We start from the raw sequence: 18,885 nt of genomic DNA, 5'->3' as shown, positions 1-18,885 counted from the left end.
TGGCGTGCCGTGGTCAGACACCAGAATTCGGGGGGTCACGGCATGAGCCCGGCCGCGAGCGTGGCGCCGAGTTCCCAGCACCGCCGCAGATCGTCCTTGGCGGGCGGACCGGAGACCACGACCGCGGCGGCCGCCTGTTCCCAGCCGTCGCGATGCCGCCCACGCTCGGCGCCGACCCCGCTCCGCACCCTCGTCCACACCGGTCTCAGCTCGACGGCGCAGGCGGCCGGTGCGTCGAGGGGAATGCCGAGTACCGCGTGGACGGCGGCGCTGCGCGTCAGCCGTCTTCGTCCTCGATGCGCTGCCGGATCGCCTCCACTGTCCGGTCCTTCGGGAGGCGCTCCGGCCAGCAGACGACCGCCACCAGCACGGCGCCGGGCAGCGCGAAGACCAGCACCCATCCGAGCGTGATCCACATCCTCAGACCTCCGAGTCCCGCACCGAGATCGGCTCCCCGCCGATCGCGGTCAGGCCACGAAGGACGGCGGTCAGAAGCTCCGCGTCCACGGCCGTGCTCTCCGCGGCCCCGAGGGCGGCCGCCACGTCGGCATCCAGCTCGGCGTAGTACGCCTCCGGGCTGACCGGCCGTCCATCGCCACCGACGAGCGACCACGAGGCGTCGTCGTGGTGGAGGTAGCAGCGTGGGCCGTCAATCGGCGCGAGCGCCCGCTTCCGCATGTCCTCATCGGTCCGTCGTCGCATCGGTAGGTCCACGGCCGCCCCTTCCCGTCGTCCAGTGGCACCCGCCGCCGGGGAGGTAGTCACGGACCCCAGCACCACAGCAGGGGCAGCGTGCCGAGACTGTCGCCTCGACATCGACCCGGCGGCGGGGCTTGGAAATGCACGCTAAGCGTGCGAAGCGCCATACCGATAGAAAAGTGCGCGTGAGTGCGCAAGTGTTGTCGAAGACTGAGCAAGACAGAAGAATCAACGCACGGCTGCACACTTCGGCCCACACACGCGCCACGAGAGGACAGCACCATGAAGGTTCGATTCATCGGCGGTGAATCCGGTGGCGACGGATCGCCCCGGCTCTACGTCACCGAAACCGATCCGCCGCGCTACGCGGCGCAGGGTTGGCTGACCGACGACCCGGGCACCGTCGAGATCCCGCACAAGTTGCTGTGGTTCACCGAGCCGGGCACCTGCATATCGGGTGTGCGCGACACGGGGCACGGGACATTCCTGCTGACGGGCGAGCCTGTCACCGACCCGGAAGCACTGGCGATCATGCAGATTCCCGCCCATGAGACGGCCGTGCTGGTGCCGATCGGTCAGGAGGTGCGCCCGGATGCGCCTGCTTCACGGCGCTGGTGAGCTGCGACCGGTGTTCGCCACCGCGCAGCATTCCGCCTTCCACCTTGAAACGCACGACGACTACGCCAGCGAGTCGGAATCCGAGTCGCTGTCCGCTTTCCGTGCCGACGAGACCACCGACCCCGGAGGGGAATGGTTCTCGGGCTGGACCAACCACGTTGCCGCCACGGTGGCGCGCGGGGTGGCGGTGCGGCGTGCCCGTATCGTCACCGAGCCGCACACGCTCTACACGCGGTATCTGCTCGCGCTGAGCCGCCACAATGTCGCGGCCGGTGAGGACATCCGCTATCTGGCACGTCATGACGCCGATTCGTCCGACTCGGCCACGGAGGATTTCTGGTTGTTCGATGAGCGGGCGGTGGCGTTCTCCCTGTTCGATGCGCGCGGGTTCTGGGTGGGGGCAGCTCTGACCGACGAGCCCGTGATCGTCGCGCACGCGGTCGCGATCCGCGACCGGGTGTGGTCGGCGGCGACTCCGTTCGAGGAGTACGCGGACCGATGAACGGGGCGGCACGGGCGAAAGTGGCTCTTGGAGCACGACTTCGAGAACTGCGCAAAGATGCCGGGCTGGACGGGCGGCAGTTGTCCACCGCTGCCGGGTGGCACTGGTCCAAGACATCCCGCATCGAGCACGGCAAGCAGATGCCGAGCGAATCGGACCTGGCGGTGTGGTGCCGGGTGTGTGACGCGAAGCTCGTGCTCCCCGATCTGGTCGCGTCGTTGCGCAACGTCCGGGCGCAGTGGGCCGAGTGGCGGCGGATCACCGCGACCGGGCACACCCGCCGACAACAGCGCGGTCAGGAACTCGAATCCGAGACGCGCCAGCTTCGCATCTACAACCCGACGATCGTGCCGGGCCTGCTCCAGACCGAGCCGTACGCCCGTGCGGTGCTGGCGCAGTGCATCGGATTTCTCGGCACTCTCGACGATCTGGACACCGCCGTTGCAGCGCGGATGGCACGGCAGGACATCTTGCGCAGCGGCGGCACGCGGGTGGTCGTGCTGGTCCACGAGGCGGCGCTACACACCACGCTCGGAGACGACAAGGTGACCGCCGGGCAACTGCGGCACCTGCTCGACGTGGCGTTCGGGAATCCGCGCCTGGGCTTCGGCGTCGTCCCGCTGCGAGCCGGGTTCGTCTACCTCTCCGGCAGCTTCCACCTGTTCGATCGTCGGCAAGCGCTGATCGAAACCGCCAGCGCCGAACTCACCATCACCGCACCGAGTGAGCTAGAGCTGTACGAACGGCTCTGGGACGGGCTACACAACCAGGCCGTCTACGGCGACGCCGCCCGAGCGCTCATCGTGCGAGCGCTGGAGCGGCGTGCGGGGGCTGGGTGAGCCTGGCGGACCGCTGGAGAATCGCCAATCAGTCTTACGGCGTCGTCTCGGGAGCGTGCGGCCTTCATATCGCCACGAGGCGGCGGACGCAGAGCGCGACGCGATGAGCTCCAGCCAACTCGCCTGAAACGATCTGCTCATTCCATGAGCTGGGCCGCCACCGTTGCCCCGAGTTCCCAGCACCCTTCAAGGTCGCCTTTGGACGGCTTACCCGAGACCACTACGTATTCTGCGGCTTTCACCCACCCCAGCCCGGTTGTAATGGAGGTGACGCCCTTCTCCGCGCCCTCGGTGCCTTCGTTGCCGTGCAGGTACAAGCCGTACGGACGCCCGCGCGTGGAGTCGAGGCACGGATAGTAGAACGTGTCGAACGCGTGCTTGAGCGCACCGCTCATGTAGCCCAGGTTCGCGGGGCTGCCGAGCAGATATCCGTCGGCGGCCAGCACATCGGTGGCGGTGACGGCCAGCGCGGCGCGGCGCACCACCTCCACGTCTTCGATCTCGGGGTCGGTGGCCCCGGAGACGACGGCCTCGAACATCGCCTGCATGTACGGGGACGGCGTGTGATGGATGATCAGCAACCGGGCCACCGTGCGATGGTATCGGCCCGCGCGATCGTCAGTCGGCGCCGCGCTCGTGCCGTTCCAGCGCGACCGCGCGGCGCATGGTCTCGCGGGCTCGGGTGCGGTCGCCCGCGTAGTCGTAGGCGCGGGCGAGGCGGTAGGAGACGCGCCAGTTGTCCGGGTCGGCCTCCCACTCCGCCTTGACCGTCGCGAACAGCTCGTCGGCGGCCCCGCGTTCGATGCGGCCGGACGGCAGGCGCGGCAGCGCGGAAGTGTCGAGTTCGAGCCCCTCGTCGTGGATGCGCCGCGCCAGGTGCTGATGCGCCAAGGCGGCGCGCACCGTGGCCACCACGATCCAGACGCCGAGCAACGGCAGGATCAGCACGCCGACGCCGATGACGATCGCGGCCACCTCGCCGGAACCGATCAGGCTGAACGCGATCCGGCCCAGCAGCAGGAAGTAGAAGACGAGCACCAGGACGAGCGCCGCGATCGGCGCTACAACCTTGACGATCTCCCCGCCGCCCTTCCGGTCGTCCGGCTCCGAGCCGCTCACGGTCGCGCTCCGGCGCGACCCGGCTGCCGGGCGCTCACAGGTCGAGGAACGGGTCGAGTCCGACGGTGAGACCGGGGCGGTTCGCGATCTCCCGTACGCCGAGCAGCACACCGGGGGCGAAGGAGGAACGGTCGATGGAGTCGTGCCGGATGGTGAGCGTCTCACCTTGTGTGCCGAACAGCACCTCTTGGTGGGCGACCAGACCGGCGAGGCGCACCGAGTGCACGCGCACCCCGTCCACGTCGGCGCCGCGCGCACCCTCCAGCTCGGTCGTCGTGGCGTCGGGGCTGCGGTCGCGGCCCGCCTTGTCCCTGGCGGCGGCGATCAGCCCCGCGGTGCGGTAGGCGGTGCCCGACGGCGCGTCCGCCTTGTTGGGGTGGTGCAGCTCGATGACCTCCACCGATTCGAAGAACCGGGCGGCCTGCTCGGCGAAACGCATGGACAGCACCGCGCCGATGGCGAAGTTGGGCGCGATCAGCACGCCGACCTCCGGGCGACCGGTCAGCCAGCCGCGAACCTCCGCCAACCGGGCCTCGTCGAAACCGGTGGTGCCGACCACCGCGTGGATGCCGTGCTCGACCAGGAACTTCAGGTTCCCCATCACCACGTCCGGGTGGGTGAAGTCGACGACCACCTGGGTGTCCGCCGCGGTGAACCGGTCGAGCGGATCGTCCTTGTCGACGGCCGCGACGAGTTCCAGATCGTCCGCCGCCGTCACCGCCGCGCAGATCGCCTGTCCGACTTTGCCCCGCGCTCCGAGCACTCCGACCCGAATGGTCACCGCACCTCCTCGTTCCGTTCCCGGTCGGGAATCAGCCTAATGGGCCGGGCCGACCGCGATCCCGCCGCCCGACGGTGACCGGCGAAGGGGCGGCAACCCGACTTCAGCCTCGACCCACGCCGGTCAGAACACAGCCGAGGCAGCCGCCCCATGAACACCGCCGAACCCGGTCCGCCTTTGATCCGCGCCGGACCGAGCGAAGGCGAAGCAGCCGCCCCATGAACACCGCCGGACATAGTCCGTCTCTGATCCGCGCCGGACCGAGCGAAGGCGAAGCAGCCGCCCCATGAACACCGCCGGACATAGTCCGTCTCTGATCCGCGCCGGACCGAGCGAAGGCGAGGCAGCCGCTCCATGGACACCGCCGGACATAGTCCGTCTCTGATCCGCGCCGGGCCGAGCGAAGGCGAGGCAGCCGCCTATTGCGCCGCCCCCCGCGGCTCACCGACCTCCGCCTCGGGAACGCCGCCGAGGTTCGCGACCATTCGTTGCAGGATCCGCATGGTCTCGGTGAACTGCTCATCGCTGATCCCTTCCGCCAATTGCTTTCTGCGCCGGGCGATCCGGACGAAGGCTTCGTCGTGGGTGCGGCGGCCCCGCTCGGTCAGCGACAGCAGGCCCGCGTCGTCGCGGACCAGTCCGTCGGCGACGAGGGCGGCCAGTTCGGCGGGCCATTCGGAGTCGTCGGTCCAGAAGGTGTCGAGCGCGTCGCGGATGTCGTCGGCGCGCTGCGGCCCGTCGGCCAGCGAGTGCGTGACCTGCCAGCGCCTGCGGCTGAACCCGCCGGAGGCGAGGTCTTCGTCGAAGCGCTCGTTGATCAGTCGATCGAGTTCCACCAGCCAGTACCCGATGCCACGGTGGATGGCCATCGCCACTCCTATACATGTTGAGAAACAATTACATGTATTCTTACATATGAATCCCGGGCATGACAGAGTGGGCACATGGACGAGCACGACGCGATCACCGTCGCCGTCGAAGCGGCGATGGTTCGGATCCGGCGCAGGCAGACGCGCGGTGCGCTGAGCGACGGGGCGATTCCCGTCGCCGTGTTCCGCGCGCTGGACGCCGTGGCCGACGGCGCTGCCGAGACGGTCGGCGCGCTCGCTCCGGCGCTCGGCGTCGATCAGCCGAGGGCCAGTCGCCTTGCCGCCCAGGCGGTGTCCTCCGGCCTGCTGGAACGCGTCGCCGATCAGCGCGACGGACGGCGTTCGGTCCTGCGCCTGACCGCCGCGGGGAACCGGGCGGTGGCCGCGGCCAGAGCGGGCAGGCGCACCGCCATGGCCGCCGCCATGGCGGACTGGACCCCCGCCGAGCGCGCGGAGTTCGCCCGCCTGCTCGAGCGATTCGTCGACCGGATGGACCGGCCCGCCGACTGAGCGGCTCGCGCCGGACGCGCTTCGGGTCAGTCGAAGACGATGACCTGGCGCAAAGCGTGACCCGCGGCGAGTTCGTCCATGGCGCGGTTGATCTCGTCGAGCCCGACATGCGCCGAGACGAGCCGCTCCACCGGCAGGCGGCCCGCCCGCCACATGCGGACGTACTCGGGGATGTCGCGCGACGGCACCGCGGAGCCGAGGTAGCTGCCGACGATCGAGCGCCCCTGCGCGACCAGGGCCAGCGGCGAAATGCTCGCCCGCGCGTCGGGAGCGGGCAGCCCGACCGTGACGGTGGTGCCGCCGGGAGCCGTCGCGGCGACGGCGGTCTCGAAGGCGCGAACGTTGCCCGCGGCCTCGACCACCACCTCGGCCTGCACGCCGAGTTCGGCGACCTCGGCCGGGGTGTACGCCGCGTGCGCGCCCAACTCCCTGGCCAGCGCCAGCTTCTCCGGCACGGTGTCGACCGCGATCACCTCGTGCCCCTCGGCGGCGAGCGACACCGCGACCAGCACCGCCGCCATACCGACGCCGCCGAGGCCGACGACCATCACCCGGTCGCCCGCGCCGGGCCGCGCCGAATTGAGCAGCGCGCCACCGCCGGTCAGCACGGCGCAACCGAGCACGGCGGCCACCTCGGGGGGCACGTCGTCCTCGACCGGCACCACCGACCTGCGATCCACCACCGCGTGCGTGGCGAAAGCGGAGACACCCAGGTGGTGGTGCACGTCGGCGCCGGCACGGGACAACCGCCGCCCGCCGTTGAGCAATTCGCCCGCGTTGTTGGCGACGCTACCGGGCACGCAGGGCGTGCGACCGTCGGTCGCGCACCCCGCGCACTCGCCGCACCGCGGCAGGAACGTCATGACCACGCGCTGCCCGACCGCGATGTCGCCGTCGCCGGGACCGACCGCTTCCACCCTGCCCGCGGCCTCGTGGCCGAGCAGCATGGGCACCGGCCGCACCCGGTTGCCGTCGACCACGGACAGGTCCGAATGGCAGATCCCCGCCGCCTCGATCCGCACCAGCAGCTCTCCCGGCCCAGGCTCGCGCAGCTCCAGGTCGCATACGGTGATCGGCGCCGACTCGGCGAACGGCGCCGGCGCCGCGATCCGCTCCAGGACCGCTCCACGAATCTTCATGCCGCCGACGCTACCGCGCCCCGCGATTCGAGCACATCGGGCGCCGCACGCGGCCCGCGTACGATGCCGCACATGGCGGTGGATCTGGCCGGCGCGGTCGTGCGGTTGCACGCCGACCTCGCGACGTGGCTCGGCTCGCAGGCGCCCGCGGAGGTGTTCGACCGGTTCGCGACAGCGCAGCACGAGCGGTTCAGCATGGTGACGACCGATGGCGAGGTGCTCGGGCGCGACGCGTTGCTCGCGGGTCTGCGCGGTGCGCGAAACGCCTTGCCAGGATTGGCGATCGAAGTGTCCGAGATCGAGGAACTCCTGCGGTCCGGCGGCACCGCGGTGGTGCGGTTCCTGGAGATACATCGGACGGACGCGAGCGTCACTCGTCGCCGGGTGACCGCCGTGCTGACGACCGACGACCCCGGCGGACCGCGCTGGCTGACGGTGCACGAGACCGACGCCGCACCTGCCTGATCCTTCCCAGCACCGGGATGTTCGCGGTGCGGCAGCGCCCTGTGTGCCGCACAATTCCTGCCGCGTTCCCGCCCCCGATTCGACGGTCGGGAACGACGTGGACTCGAGGAGGTCGGTGCCGGTGGACCGGTGGGAACGCGACGGGCTGCGCTCCGCCAACAGCGGAATCCGCAACCAGGTCGATCACATCCTGGACGCGCTCGCCGAGCAGCGCCACCACCTGGCGGAGGTGCGCGACAAGCTGGCCGCCGTGCGATGCACGGCCGAATCGGCGGACAAACTGGTGGCGGTCACGGTGGACGCGGCGGGCGTCCTCCTGGACGTGCGATTCGCGCCGACCGCGCTGCGGAGCACGCCGGAGCAACTGGGCCGTTCGGTCACCGAAGCGGGCAGGCAGGCGGCTCGGCTGGCCCGTGACCGGCACGCGGCGATCATCGCGCCCATGGTCGCGGAAGCCGACGCGATACCCGACCTGCCCGATCTGGTCCCCGGCGCCCCCAGCTTGCGGGCGGTGTGGGACCCAGCGCGGGACGAACCGCAGACCGAGACGCGACACCCGGCGCCGTGATTCCTCGCCGGACGGGACGACCCGGCCGGTCCGGGCCGACTCGACCGGCGAGGAATCACGACCACCCCGAGTTCGGTTGCGGTCCGAGCGACTCGGGGTGGCTCGTTCGTGCGGTTGTCGAATGTCGGCACATGGCATCTACCTCCGTTCTGACGGGCAGCGCGGCGGCTGCGGTGGATGGGCGAAGCGATCAGGCGTAGAGCTTCGCCAGGAAGATGTTCAGGTTGTCGCGCACCCGCTCGACCTTCTCCTCAGGCGTGAGGTCCTCCCGGTACCGGCTCCCGAGCGCAGGCCGCTTCTTGTTGCGCGCGTACAGCGAGCAGGCGAGATCGGTGCACATGTAGGTGCCGACCGAGTTGCCCCTGCGCCCGGATTCACCCGCCTTGTGCGCGGTCATCAGCGAGACGCCGCCGCCGGTGTGGGTGGTCAGGCAGATCGTGCACATCTGCGCCCGGCCGGTGCCGCCGGTGGCATAGCGCAGCGCCACACCGACCAGGCGATCGTCCTGCGGGACGACCAGGTAGCCACGCCCCGGCAAGGACGGATCGCTCCAGCCGAGGAAGTCCAGGTCCGCCCAGGGCCGCTCGTCCAGGTCCTTGGGCACCGGCAGCCGTTTGGCGTCGCCTTTCGAACAATTGACGAACGACGACCTGATGTCGCGCTCGGTGACGGGTTCCACGATGGTTCTCCTTCGGTCGATCGGTGGACAAACCCGAGAGACCTTACGGTTGCGCGGTGCGGGGAACAACGGATTTTCCGCCCTCCGCGCCCCGTGCGCAGCACCCGCCGTGGGACCCGGCAGGACCGAACAGCGCTGCCCGCGAAGCTGTTTCGTGACCGGCCCGCCGGGTATCCGCCGCATGCGGAGGTGTGAGGGTGGCGGAAGAGACACAGAAGACGTTCGCGGCGCGGCACCGGTTGCGCGGGCCGGCGGATCTGCCGTGGCGATCGTGGTGGGGCGTGGTCACACGATCGGTCGGCGAGTTCCAAAGGGACAATCTCACCGACTGGGCCGCGGCGTTGACCTACTACAGCGTGCTGTCGCTGTTTCCCGGGTTGATCGTGTTGACCGCCGGGCTCGGCATGCTGGGACGCGACGACACGAGGGCGCTGGTGGACACCATGCGCGAGATCGCGCCGGGCAGCGGTACCGATCTGCTCGTCGACGCGGTGAACAACATCGAGGAAGCGCAGACCCCGGCCGGGCCGCTGGCGTTGCTCGGTCTGGCGTCGGCGCTGTGGACCGCATCGGCCTACATCGGCGCGTTCATGCGCGCGACCAACGCCATCTACGACATCGCGGAGGGGCGGCCGGTCTGGAAGACCGTTCCGGTGCGGGTCGCCCTGACCGCCGCGGTGGTGGTGCTGCTGGGTGTCTGCACGGTAGGCGTCGTCGTCAGCGGTTCGCTGGCCGAGCAGATCGGCCGGTGGCTGGGGTTGGGGCACGCCACGATCACGGTCTGGGGCATCGTCAAATGGCCGGTGATGATGGTGTTGATCGCTCTGGTCTTCGCCCTGCTGTACTGGGCGGCGCCGAACGTGCGGCAACCGGGATTCCGCTGGCTGACTCCCGGTAGCGCGCTGGCCGTCCTGGTCTGGGCAGGCGCGTCCTGGGGATTCGCGTTCTACGTCGGCCACTTCGGTTCCTACAACCGGGTCTACGGCTCTTTGGGTGGCGTCGTCGTGTTCCTGGTGTGGCTGTGGATCTCGAACATCGCGGTGCTGCTCGGCGCCGAACTCGACGCCGAACTCGCGCGAGCGCGCAGCATGGCCCACGGCCACCCCGAGGACGACGAGCCCTACTTGCCGCCGCGCGACGAGCCCGACGAATAACCAACGACCACAACGGTTCCGCGGGCAGCGCCGCGGCTACGGCGCCCCCTCGACCGGCCGGGGCGTTTCGGCGGGACCGCTCGCGGTACTCGAAACCCGTCTGGATCGGCATTTTCGAGAGGACTCGCATGGCTCAGCACACCGAAAAGCGCACCGCCGGAAGGCCCCCCACCATGCCGTCGGATATCAAGGGGAAATTGTCGGTGTTCGACCGCTTCGCGACAGCGGCCAGCGCGCTGGCCTCCAAAGCGGGCTTCTTCGTCTTCTGCGTGATCCTGGTCCTGGTGTGGGCGCCGACGATTTTCGTCCTGCCGAGCGTCGACACCTGGCAATTGGTCATCAACACCGCGACGACGATCATCACGTTCCTGCTCGTCGCGTTGCTGCAGAACACCCAGAGCCGCTCCGACGCCGCCGTCCAGCAGAAGCTCAACGCCATCGCCGACGGACTGGCCGATCTGATGCGTGAGATGAGTTCCGAGCATCCCGAGCTGCTGCGTCACCGCCGCGAACTCGCCGACGCCGTCGGGCTCGAGAACCGGGAGAGCGCAGGGTGATCGGCGCGCAGGCCGGTGGCGCCGGCCTGCGCTCCCGCCGATCGGTCACTGCCGCTCGGTGTCACCGCTCTGCTCGGCTTCCCGGAGCGCTTCGGCGAGTTCACGGCGCAGGCGCTCGGCATTCGCCTCGTCACCCGCGTCGGCGGCGGTGGTGATGTCCTGGCGCAACTGCGCGATCGTGTCCTGCGAGACCATAGGACCTCCCTCGTCTGTTCGACGTTTCCGTGGAGGGACGGCGTTTCGCCCCTCGTGCTCAGGGTGGCCGCTCGGGTGCGGACGAAACACGCGAGACGTACCCGGCCCGGCCGCGCGGACCGCTCGACCGGTTTTGCGATTCGGCCGCGCGGTAGAGTGGGATCACCTGCCGGTTGAATCCGAGCCGGGGTGGGTAACCCCTGTTGCAGTGTGCCGCGGGATCGCGATCTCGCCGCGCCGAGTGGTACCAACCGCACCTCCCTGTCCTCGTGACAACGGTTGTGACCAGTCCGTACGCGAGCAGAGTGGCTCGACAAACCTCTACGACGTGCTGGGCGGGATGCCGTATCCGAAAAAGCAGGAGCGTCGCGGCGATGGAGTCATTGGCCTTCCACAGCGACAGTTTGGGCGACACCGAGGACTTCCTCAACCTCAACTACACCAGGATGCGGATCGGCAACAGCACGGGCGCACCGGTGCGGACGGACATCACCCGCACCATGCTCGGTCCGGTCAGCCTCGACGATCTCGACTTGAGCTTCGACATGAACTACGACGCCCAGCCGCTGGGCAAGATCTGCCTGTGCGAGGTGGACTCCGGATCGATCGAGGAGAACTACACCGACGGCACCACCGACATCTTCGGCCCCGGCGAACTAGGGCTGCTCACTCCCCCGGACCTGCCGTATTCCGGGGTGATCCACCACGCTCGCTATCGCATCACGATGTTCGACCCCGCGCTACTGACCAGGGTCGCGGCTTCGGCCCCTCAGCACGACCTGGAACCGGTCCGCCTGACGGGGTACCGCCCGGTCTCCGCGGTCGCGGCGCGGCAGCTGTCCGGCGTGCTGGGGCACCTGCGCGGTCTCGCCGCTGATGGCGTCGCCGGCGAGGCGCCGCTGATCGCTTCCACCGCCGTGCAGTACCTCGCCGCCACCGTGCTGCACACCCTGCCGAGCACCGCGCACCTGGAACCGACGGCGAGCGACCGCAACGACGCCCACCCCGACACCGTGCGGCGCGCGCTGGCGTATCTCGAGGCGCACGTGCGCGACGACATCAGCGTGGCCGATGTCGCCGCGGCTTCCTATGTCACCGTTCGCGCGCTGCAACTGGCGTTCCGCCGCCATCTGGACACCACGCCCATGGCGTATCTACGGCGGCTTCGCCTGCGCGGGGCGCACGAACAGCTGCGCGACTATTCGCCCGACGACGGCCACACCGTGACCTCGATCGCCGCGGCTTGGGGCTTCGCGCACCCCGGGCGGTTCGCGACCGCCTATCGCGGCGCGTACGGACGATCCCCACACACCACGCTCAACGCGTGACGCGGAGCGACCGCGACGGATTCTCCGAGCGTGTTCGCGGTCAGTCCCGCATGGCGCGCTCGCGCAGGTCCGCGAGCGTCCGGGACAGGACCCGGGAGACGTGCATCTGCGAGACGCCGAGCACGGCGGCGATCTGCGCCTGCGTCCGCCCCTGGAAGAAGCGCATGTGCAGCACGCGCCGCTCCCGCTCGGGCAGTTCGGCGAGCAACGGAGCGATCGCGAGGGCCTCGTCGGTCAGTTGGAAGGACGGGTCCTCTTGGCCCAAGGTCTCCGTGACCCGCAGCGATGTGCTTCCGGTGTCGTCGTCCTCGACGACGGCGTCGATCGAGTTCGTGGAATAGGCGTTGCCCGCCAACAGCGCTTGCGTGACCTCGGTCAGGTCCAGGTTCAGCTCGACGGCGATCTCCATGGCCGTGGGCATCCGTTCCAAGCGCTGGGAGAGCCGTTCCACGGCAGGGCCGATGGTCAGCTGGATCTCCTTGATGCGGCGCGGCACCCGAACCGCCCAGCTGTGGTCGCGGAAGTGGCGGCGCACCTCGCCCATGATCGTAGGGACCGCGAACGACAGGAACGACGGCCCCCGCGCCGGGTCGAACCGATCGACCGCGAGCACCAGCCCCACCGCGGCGATCTGGTACAGATCGTCGTAGTTCTCCCCCCTGCCGACGAAGCGGCGGGCGATGTGCTCGGCGAGCGGCAGACACCGGCGCAGGATCTCCTCCCGCAACCGCGGGCGTCGCGGATCGTTCTCCTCCATCGCGGACAATTTCTCCAGCCACGGCTCGATGCCGTCGTAGCTGTCGGTTCCGCGTCGTGTCCGCCGGGGCGTGGCGGTCCTGTGGTTCGCGGTCGCCAATGACATGAGCTTCCTCGATTCCGTTCTGCGATCGGCGCGCTCACCAGCAGGTGAGCGAAGCGATGATCGCCGGATACCGCCGCTACGGCTGCCTCAAGCGCTCGCGGGCGGTCTTGTTCGTATTTCGGACGGCCGACGGCCCTGGTGTGCGTTCTCGGGACCGTTCGCCTCGAGGGAACGCCGCCGGGGCTGCACTCCCGGCGATCGGCACGCGCTCCGGGCGGGGATGCCGCCGTGCGCGCGGCACGCGACGACCGGCACGTTCCTTCCCACGTCGAGAACGTCCACGATGCGCCGTACAGGACCGTGGTCGGGCACGGTCATGCCGACCGGGACGCCCGCTCTCGCGCCCCATCGCGCCAGCCGAAGCACCGTGCGCACGCCCGCGCAGGACAGGAAACGCACGCCGCAGAGGTCGATGACGACCGAAGTGGGTTTCAGTGTTGTGTCGCAGTAGTTTTCGACGACATCGGTGATGGCGGTGAAGTACTCGTCGGCGGTCGCCGCATCCAGTTCACCGTGTGTGAGGAGAAGGAGGCCGTCCGCGGTTGGGATGCCTTCCACGCCGTGCTGACGGGTCATGCGCACCTCCGGCGGCCGGTGTCGGCACAAGACCGCATGCTTGAGCCTGACAGGCATCGGCGTGGATGTCAGCGCGATAGACGAAGTCCGACGCGGCGGGTATCCGGAAAACGAAGTGCCCGCGCCGCACCGACGCACCGCACCCGGTCACTCGCTGGGGATGCGGTGGTGGACGGTGAGCAGGATGTGATCGAACGCCGCGACCAGATCCGCGGATGGCGGCGGCACGAGCGGGAGTTCGGCGATCAATTGCTGGGCGAGGGCGCGCAGCTTGGTGTTGGTCTCCTGGGAACGCCAGCGCAGGACCTGGAACGCCTGATCCGCGCTGATCTGGTAGATGCGCATGAGCACACCCTTAGCCTGCTCGATCACCGCGCGATTCTCGTAGAGCCCCGGCAGGGTCGCCGCGAGCATGGCTTGGTGCGCCTCGGCAATGGTGTCGGAGAGGTCGACGTAGAAGCCGGAGGTACCGACCGCGGCGCCGGTGTCGTCCAGGATGCGGTCGGCGACGACGAGCACAGTGTGTTCGTGGCCGGACAGGTCGATGAACCGATGCCTGCTGGAGAAGGTCTCCCCGTGCTCGACGGCCCGCTCGATGATCTCCGCGACGTGCGTGCGGTCGTCCGGGTGTTTGTGCGCGAGCAACAACTCCGTGGTGGGCTCGATCTCGCCGGGCCGGTAGCCGTGCATGCGATACACCTCGGCCGACCATTCCCAGCGACGAGTAGCGAACCAGAACCGGAAACTCCCCACCGCGGGCTGATCGGGCAGTACGGAGCCCTCGGCGGGCACGTCGGACACATGGGGTTGCATGTGCTGAGTCATGAGTGCAATGCCTCTCCGAGATACAAGGGGCTTGCGGCCGCGACACTACCCGGATCACCGCCATCCCGTCGTCGGGATCACGCGTACGCGGGCGTGTACGGCCGAGAATCCGCTGTTGACTCAACGGCCGGCGCGCGCACACCTTCGTGGCGGTAGCCGGTGACCTGCGATCCAGTATGTCACCCGGGTCAGACACGGACGCGAAGAGGCTCGGTTACCGCCGTAGAAGCCAGGCAGGGCCATGCCTTGGTGCTTCGAGGTGATCTCCTGGCACACAACGGTTTCCAGCGCGCGGACAACGGTGGAGGTCGGTTCCGGTCCGCTCCGACAAACCGATGGGTCGCAGCCACGAGCCGCTGCGCGGTGCGGGCGAAACTGCGGGGACGAGCCCTGATCAGGTCCGCAGCGGGTCCCAGTCGGCAGTCGCTTCGCGAACCGCCACGGGTTCCGTCTCCGAGTACGCCGCGGCGCCGCCTGCCCCGACGAACTCGGCTGCCGCGAGCACCGCACGACGCACCGCGCTCTCCGGTCCGCGACCCTCGGCCAAGCGAACGGCGGCGGCGACGGCGAAGCTGTCGCCCGCACCGCAGGTGTCACCGCCATCCGGCGCCCTCGCCACGGACGGAAGCGGAATGCGCAGCCGCTTGCCCGACGCACGCAGGCAGAGCAGGGCGCCTTCCGTTCCGAGGGTCACCGCGATGGCGTCGACGGCCCACCCTTTGGCGAGTTTCCACAGGTCAGGCCCGTCGTCGAGCCGCCCGGACAGCAGGGTGAGCGCTGTCGCGTGATCGGGGGTGACCAGGGCCGCGCCCGGGACCGGAACGGGACCGCGCGGGTGGGGATCCCAGACGGTCGGGACGTGGTCGGCGTGAGCGCGCAGCAGCTTGCGGATCTGCGGGTGGGCCGCGGCTCCGCCACCGTGGTCCGAGACCAGGACGGCGCGCGCCGTCGTCAGCACGGCGACCGCTTCCTCGGGAAGCGGGTCGGCGCGGATCCGCCCGGCGCCGGAGTCGATTCTGGTGATCAGGACGGGCCTGCGGGACTGCCGGGCCCGGGTGTGGCCGTTCGGGGCGGCCCAGGGCCCGATCGCCCGCACCCGCTGTTTGCAGATCGTGGAACCACGGAGCGGAAGGGTGACGACCCGCACGTGCCGGTCGAGCAGCCCGCGCAGCCGGGCGGCGGCCTCGTCGGCGGCGAAGCCCGCGATCAGCACGACTTCCGCGCCGTCCGCCGCGGCGAGCCGGGCCGCCAATCCCGCGCCACCGGGGCGGAACGTCCGGTGCGCGACGTCGACGACGGGAGCCGCCGACCCCGCGCTGCAGCGGTCGGCGCGGCCGTCGAGGTCGATGTCGAGCAGCGCGTCGCCGACCACGACGAGCGGACCGCCCGCTGCCGTCACCGCGGTTCCGATCCTCGGGCGGGCCCGTGGGCGGGCTTCCGACGGGGCTGCCGCGTCGCCACCACGGCATAGGGCCGGATGCCGATCGCGTCGTGGCACGGCGACGCGGGCGAAGTCGGCGACGGCCCGGTCATCGCCATCGCGCCGGTCGGCATCCGCCGCCCGCGGTGCCTGCCGTCGTGCCCGTGCCGGGCCGTGGCCGCACACTCGGCAGTATGACGATTCCGGCCACCGGCGTCCACACCACCGCGCTCGATCAGCGGGCTCGCGTGCTCGGTCACCGTGGCGATCTGCACTGCCGGCTCCGTTCGCCGAGGACGATTGGATCGAACGCGGTAACGATCCGGGCCTCGCGGCGAAGCCCGCACCTGCGGACATGCCCGGACCGACCGGGCCGAAACATCCGACCCCGGAGGCGGCGTGGTTTGCGCCGTCGGCTCCCGGGTAGAACGACGACATTTCGTTCCTGGCCGTCTGATCATCCCCGCAGGAGGTCGTATGGCACCGCCGAGCGGCACGACCGCCCGCGCGGAACTCGCTTCTCGTCCGGCGCTCGGCCCGCTCGGCGAGGTCTTTCCCGATGTGCGGCGCATCGCGGTACTGCGCGGCGGCGGTCTCGGCGATCTGCTGTTCGCTCTCCCCGCGATCCACGCGCTGGCCGCGACGTATCCAGGCGCTCGCATCGTCCTGCTCGGGTCGGCGGAGCACGCCGAACTTCTGGGCAACCGGCCGGGCCCGGTCCACGAGGTGGTGGTCGTCGCCGAGCAGGGCAGCGCAGACAGCGAGGTCGAGCAGCGGCTGGGTCGGATCGATCTGGGTGTGCAGCTGCACGGCGGAGGCGCGTGGTCGAATCCGTTCCTCACCAGCTTGCGACCACGGTGGACGGTGGGTTCGCGCGCCGCGGGGGCGGCTCCCCTGTCCCGCGTGCTGCCGTTCCGTTACTACCAGCACGAGACCTTGCGCGCGCTCGAGGTGGTTGGTCTGGCCGGCGCGGCGCCCGTGCTGCTCGAACCTCGCCTCGAGTCGACGCCGTCGGACCGGTCCGCCGCCGACCAGGTGCTGCGCGGCCTGCGCGGACCGATCGCGGCCATGCATCCCGGAGCGAGAGATCCTCGCCGCCGCTGGCCTCCTGACCGCTTCGCCGAGGTCGCCGCCCACTGCCTGGACCGGAACCTGGCGGTCGTGATCCTGGGCTCGGAGTCCGATCGCGACCTCGTGGACGACCTCCGCTCGCGCATCGGCGCGCGCGTACCCTGCGCGGTCCGGGATCGACAGGTCCGCGCGGTGATCGGCGCGCCGCTGCCCGCGCTGTGCGGTGTCCTGGCCCGCAGTGCGATCTTCGTCGGCAACGACAGCGGGCCGCGCCATCTGGCGAGGGCGTTCGGTACCCCGACCGTCGGCATCTTCTGGATCGGCAATGTGATCAACGCCGGGCCGCTCGGCCGCGCCCGCGACCGCGTGCTGATGTCGTGGACCACGGCCTGCCCGGTCTGCCACCGCGACTGCACCGACGAAGAACTGCCCCGCTGCCCGCACGACGTGTCGTTCGTCGCGGGCGTGCGGACCGCGGACGTGCGCCGCGATATCGATGACCTGCTCGACCACCGCTGACCACCGACCGGCGGTGATCGCCGGAGGTGACGGAGACCCGATTCGCGCTCGATCGCCCTCCGAAGGAGGCTTACGGAGAAAGCCGAGGGGATGTGATCGCGGGTGACCCGGAAGCGCTTGTCCGACAAGGCCATCAGCGCGGGCGATCGGGTGATTTCGTGGAGCGGATGACGGGATTCGAACCCGCGACCCTCACCTTGGCAAGGTGATGCGCTACCAGCTGCGCTACATCCGCATTCGCATCGCGGTGACCGCGATGCGACACAGAACATTAGCGGACACGCGTGGCAAAAAGCCAATCGCCGCTCATGCCCGATCGGCCGCCCGCCGGTCGCCGCGCAGGCCGAGACCGGCCGCGATCAGGCAGGCGACGGCCACGACACCGACGAACCACGGGAACACGGTGCTCAGACCCCAGGTGGTGGCCGCCCAACCGGCGAGGATGGTGGGCAGCGCCATGGCCGAGTAGGCGAGCAAGTAGTACGCCGACATGGTCTCGCCGCGCTTGTGTTGCGGCACGACTTCGGACAGGTGACGCAGCGATCCACCGAAACCGAGACCGAAGGTCGCGCCGAGCGCGACGCCAGCGGCGAGCACCGCCACCCAGTTGTGCGTGGCCAGCGCGGGCACCGTCAGCACCAGCGACAGCGCCATGCCGGTGTCGCCGAGGATCGCGGCGCGCCGGGCCGGCACTCCGGTCGCGAACAATTGCGCGGTGGCGCCGGAGAGCGCGGTCGAGGCGACGACGGCACCGCCGAAGACCAGGTTGTGGATGCCGGTCTGCTGGGTGGCCAGCGAGGGGTACAGCGACAGCAGTACGCCCAGCACCGACCAGGCCGCCATCACGCCGATCGCCGAGAACCAGAAGTCGGCCCGGATCTCCGGCGGCACCGCGGGTTTCGCGATCCGGATGCGTCCGGCCACCCGGGCCGAATGCGGTTCGCGCAGGGCGAGCACGCCGACGCCGATCGCGAGGCAGACGACGGTGATCACGACGTACGGCGTGCGCAACGGATGCGGCGCGTACTGCGCCAGCAGCGCCGAGCCGAGGATCGCCACCGCCATGCCCACGTTGAACGCGACACCGCTGAGCTGGCCGGACCGCGCGCCACGGTGCGGGCGAAGGTCGAGCAGCGCGGCCGCGCCCGCGACCACGGTCGAGCCGACCGCGACGCCGTGCAGCGCACGCGCCAGCAGCAGCATCGGCACACTGTCGGCGAGGACGAACACCAGCAATCCGGCGACCATGGTGGCGAAAGCGCCGAGCAGCACCGGCTTCCGGCCGACCACGTCGGAGATCCGCCCTGACACCAGCACCGCCCCGAGGGCGGCCACCGCGTAGACCGCGAACACGATGGTCGTGGTGAGCGGGGAGAGATGCCATTGCTTCTGATAGATGCCGTACAGCGGCGCGGGGACGCCCGAAACCCCCAGCGCCACACCGCTGGCCGACAGCACCAGGGCGTAGGCCCAGCGCTGCGCGGTCTGCTCCTCGACGGCCACCGCCATCGTCGCTGCCATCGGAACTCCGATCGGGTAAGTTTGATGATGATCGAACAGCAATCGACGATACCTCCGGTACGACAATCA

24 protein-coding genes, 1 tRNA gene and 1 pseudogene are annotated in these 18,885 nt (G+C 70.0%); 10 read left to right on the top strand and 16 right to left on the bottom strand.

Annotated features, from left to right (window positions below; translation table 11 throughout):
• Positions 1–35 precede the first annotated feature (35 nt).
• The 3 genes and pseudogenes from NB3_RS34585 to NB3_RS30315 all read right to left on the bottom strand — a co-directional run.
• Positions 36–146, bottom strand: a pseudogene (locus NB3_RS34585) (flavodoxin family protein); the annotation flags it as partial.
• Positions 147–277: 131 nt separating this feature from the next.
• On the bottom strand, positions 278–418 hold the full coding sequence (locus NB3_RS35370; protein ID WP_157112096.1) for a hypothetical protein: 141 nt from the start codon (positions 416–418) through the stop codon (positions 278–280).
• A 2-nt stretch (positions 419–420) separates the two neighbouring features.
• A complete protein-coding gene (locus tag NB3_RS30315; protein ID WP_157112095.1) occupies positions 421–702 on the bottom strand; it encodes a hypothetical protein in 282 nt (93 codons plus the stop codon).
• A gap of 279 nt (positions 703–981) precedes the next feature.
• On the opposite strand from NB3_RS30315, the gene NB3_RS30310 reads away from it, so the two are divergent.
• The 3 genes from NB3_RS30310 to NB3_RS30300 are packed head-to-tail and all read left to right on the top strand — an operon-like array spanning position 982 to position 2,658.
• On the top strand, positions 982–1,317 hold the full coding sequence (locus tag NB3_RS30310) for a hypothetical protein (protein WP_067810068.1): 336 nt from the start codon (positions 982–984) through the stop codon (positions 1,315–1,317).
• The gene (locus NB3_RS30305; protein WP_067810067.1) at positions 1,292–1,819 is read left to right on the top strand and encodes a DUF6879 family protein; all 528 of its coding nucleotides are present in this window, start codon (positions 1,292–1,294) and stop codon (positions 1,817–1,819) included. The genes NB3_RS30310 and NB3_RS30305 overlap by 26 nt, the downstream gene beginning before the upstream one ends.
• Positions 1,816–2,658: a helix-turn-helix domain-containing protein gene (locus NB3_RS30300; protein WP_067810065.1), complete on the top strand. Its 843-nt coding sequence runs from the start codon at positions 1,816–1,818 to the stop codon at positions 2,656–2,658. Before NB3_RS30305 ends, NB3_RS30300 begins: the two co-directional genes overlap by 4 nt.
• Before the next feature lie 137 nt (positions 2,659–2,795).
• On the opposite strand, the gene NB3_RS30295 is transcribed toward NB3_RS30300, so the two are convergent.
• From NB3_RS30295 to NB3_RS30280, 4 genes are all read right to left on the bottom strand, one after another.
• Positions 2,796–3,248, bottom strand: coding sequence for a flavodoxin family protein (locus tag NB3_RS30295; RefSeq protein ID WP_174553262.1), 453 nt, complete (start codon positions 3,246–3,248; stop codon positions 2,796–2,798).
• A 28-nt stretch (positions 3,249–3,276) separates the two neighbouring features.
• The gene (locus NB3_RS30290; RefSeq protein ID WP_084823799.1) at positions 3,277–3,777 is read right to left on the bottom strand and encodes a hypothetical protein; all 501 of its coding nucleotides are present in this window, start codon (positions 3,775–3,777) and stop codon (positions 3,277–3,279) included.
• A gap of 34 nt (positions 3,778–3,811) precedes the next feature.
• Complete coding sequence (dapB, locus tag NB3_RS30285; protein ID WP_067810063.1) at positions 3,812–4,558, bottom strand: 4-hydroxy-tetrahydrodipicolinate reductase; 747 nt, start codon at positions 4,556–4,558, stop codon at positions 3,812–3,814.
• A gap of 419 nt (positions 4,559–4,977) precedes the next feature.
• Positions 4,978–5,427, bottom strand: coding sequence for a winged helix DNA-binding protein (locus tag NB3_RS30280; protein WP_067810061.1), 450 nt, complete (start codon positions 5,425–5,427; stop codon positions 4,978–4,980).
• Between the two features lie 75 nt (positions 5,428–5,502).
• Here NB3_RS30280 and NB3_RS30275 point away from each other — a divergent pair, with 75 nt between their 5' ends.
• A complete protein-coding gene (locus tag NB3_RS30275) occupies positions 5,503–5,937 on the top strand; it encodes a MarR family winged helix-turn-helix transcriptional regulator (RefSeq protein WP_067810060.1) in 435 nt (144 codons plus the stop codon).
• Between the two features lie 26 nt (positions 5,938–5,963).
• On the opposite strand, the gene NB3_RS30270 is transcribed toward NB3_RS30275, so the two are convergent.
• Positions 5,964–7,076 carry an alcohol dehydrogenase catalytic domain-containing protein gene (locus NB3_RS30270; protein ID WP_067810058.1) on the bottom strand — a complete coding sequence of 371 codons (1,113 nt, stop codon included), beginning with the start codon at positions 7,074–7,076 and terminating at the stop codon, positions 5,964–5,966.
• 72 nt (positions 7,077–7,148) lie between these two features.
• On the opposite strand from NB3_RS30270, the gene NB3_RS30265 reads away from it, so the two are divergent.
• Together NB3_RS30265 and NB3_RS30260 are read left to right on the top strand one after the other, a co-directional pair.
• Complete coding sequence (locus NB3_RS30265) at positions 7,149–7,541, top strand: DUF4440 domain-containing protein (RefSeq protein ID WP_067810111.1); 393 nt, start codon at positions 7,149–7,151, stop codon at positions 7,539–7,541.
• A 115-nt stretch (positions 7,542–7,656) separates the two neighbouring features.
• Positions 7,657–8,109, top strand: a complete 453-nt coding sequence (locus NB3_RS30260; protein WP_067810056.1) for a YbaB/EbfC family nucleoid-associated protein — start codon at positions 7,657–7,659, stop codon at positions 8,107–8,109.
• 190 nt (positions 8,110–8,299) lie between these two features.
• Here the strand turns inward: NB3_RS30260 and NB3_RS30255 are convergent, their stop codons facing one another.
• Positions 8,300–8,788, bottom strand: coding sequence for an FBP domain-containing protein (locus NB3_RS30255; protein ID WP_067810054.1), 489 nt, complete (start codon positions 8,786–8,788; stop codon positions 8,300–8,302).
• Between the two features lie 197 nt (positions 8,789–8,985).
• Here NB3_RS30255 and NB3_RS30250 point away from each other — a divergent pair, with 197 nt between their 5' ends.
• Both NB3_RS30250 and NB3_RS30245 read left to right on the top strand, forming a co-directional pair.
• Positions 8,986–9,942, top strand: a complete 957-nt coding sequence (locus tag NB3_RS30250) for a YihY/virulence factor BrkB family protein (protein WP_157112094.1) — start codon at positions 8,986–8,988, stop codon at positions 9,940–9,942.
• A gap of 128 nt (positions 9,943–10,070) precedes the next feature.
• Positions 10,071–10,499 (top strand): low affinity iron permease family protein, encoded by a 429-nt coding sequence (locus tag NB3_RS30245; protein WP_067810050.1) that lies wholly within the window; start codon positions 10,071–10,073, stop codon positions 10,497–10,499.
• Positions 10,500–10,544: 45 nt separating this feature from the next.
• Here NB3_RS30245 and NB3_RS35365 read toward each other — a convergent pair whose 3' ends face one another.
• Entirely contained in the window at positions 10,545–10,694 is a 150-nt protein-coding gene (locus tag NB3_RS35365; RefSeq protein ID WP_157112093.1) for a hypothetical protein, read from the bottom strand.
• A gap of 374 nt (positions 10,695–11,068) precedes the next feature.
• Between NB3_RS35365 and NB3_RS30240 the strand changes: the two genes are divergently transcribed.
• The gene (locus tag NB3_RS30240; RefSeq protein ID WP_067810048.1) at positions 11,069–12,022 is read left to right on the top strand and encodes a helix-turn-helix transcriptional regulator; all 954 of its coding nucleotides are present in this window, start codon (positions 11,069–11,071) and stop codon (positions 12,020–12,022) included.
• A 40-nt stretch (positions 12,023–12,062) separates the two neighbouring features.
• Here NB3_RS30240 and NB3_RS30235 read toward each other — a convergent pair whose 3' ends face one another.
• The 4 genes from NB3_RS30235 to NB3_RS30220 all read right to left on the bottom strand — a co-directional run bounded on the left by NB3_RS30235 (position 12,063) and on the right by NB3_RS30220 (position 15,684).
• Entirely contained in the window at positions 12,063–12,884 is an 822-nt protein-coding gene (locus NB3_RS30235) for an RNA polymerase sigma factor SigF (RefSeq protein WP_067810046.1), read from the bottom strand.
• An 87-nt stretch (positions 12,885–12,971) separates the two neighbouring features.
• Positions 12,972–13,460: an STAS domain-containing protein gene (locus NB3_RS30230; RefSeq protein ID WP_067810044.1), complete on the bottom strand. Its 489-nt coding sequence runs from the start codon at positions 13,458–13,460 to the stop codon at positions 12,972–12,974.
• 147 nt (positions 13,461–13,607) lie between these two features.
• On the bottom strand, positions 13,608–14,273 hold the full coding sequence (locus NB3_RS30225; RefSeq protein ID WP_084823797.1) for a PAS and ANTAR domain-containing protein: 666 nt from the start codon (positions 14,271–14,273) through the stop codon (positions 13,608–13,610).
• Between the two features lie 406 nt (positions 14,274–14,679).
• The gene (locus NB3_RS30220) at positions 14,680–15,684 is read right to left on the bottom strand and encodes a PfkB family carbohydrate kinase (protein WP_067810043.1); all 1,005 of its coding nucleotides are present in this window, start codon (positions 15,682–15,684) and stop codon (positions 14,680–14,682) included.
• Positions 15,685–16,182: 498 nt separating this feature from the next.
• Here NB3_RS30220 and NB3_RS30210 point away from each other — a divergent pair, with 498 nt between their 5' ends.
• Entirely contained in the window at positions 16,183–17,295 is a 1,113-nt protein-coding gene (locus NB3_RS30210) for a glycosyltransferase family 9 protein (RefSeq protein ID WP_067810040.1), read from the top strand.
• Between the two features lie 159 nt (positions 17,296–17,454).
• Here the strand turns inward: NB3_RS30210 and NB3_RS30205 are convergent.
• Positions 17,455–17,530, bottom strand: a tRNA-Gly gene (locus tag NB3_RS30205).
• 71 nt (positions 17,531–17,601) lie between these two features.
• Complete coding sequence (locus NB3_RS30200) at positions 17,602–18,816, bottom strand: MFS transporter (RefSeq protein WP_084823795.1); 1,215 nt, start codon at positions 18,814–18,816, stop codon at positions 17,602–17,604.
• Between the last annotated feature and the right edge of the window lie 69 nt (positions 18,817–18,885).

Origin of the sequence: Nocardia beijingensis NBRC 16342, from assembly GCF_001612785.1 — a bacterium.
GTDB lineage: Bacteria > Actinomycetota > Actinomycetes > Mycobacteriales > Mycobacteriaceae > Nocardia > Nocardia beijingensis.
Note: the sequence above shows the minus strand (reverse complement) of the source record. Positions and strands in the feature narration are given on the sequence as shown.